The organism is Escherichia sp. KCJ4928 (assembly GCF_004352695.1).
GTDB lineage: Bacteria > Pseudomonadota > Gammaproteobacteria > Enterobacterales > Enterobacteriaceae > ECMA0423.
The window spans coordinates 1-216 of record NZ_SJWV01000896.1 but is presented as its reverse complement, the minus strand read 5'-3'; the positions used below and the strand labels follow the sequence as shown (position 1 = coordinate 216).

Below are 216 nucleotides of genomic sequence, written 5' to 3'. Positions count from 1 at the left end.
ATTGCGGCGAACATCCTGGCTATCAGGGACCAGGAAGAGACGCTGGCGAAACTCCGGGAAAAAACATGGGGTGTGACGTATCACGAGGGCAGGAACGGGAAATTTCTGGTGTTGCCGTCCGGGGGGAAGGGGGAAAACAACTGGACGGTGGAGAAGAAGAACGCAGTAAGACTGGTCAGGGAGTAAGTGAGTATGACAGAGCTGGAAATGCACTTA

Annotated in this window: 1 pseudogene; it reads left to right on the top strand. The window is 53.7% G+C overall.

The features are described from left to right. Nucleotides 1–186 (top strand): annotated as a pseudogene (locus E0D98_RS27770) (mobilization protein); the annotation flags it as partial. Nucleotides 187–216: the final 30 nt, after the last annotated feature.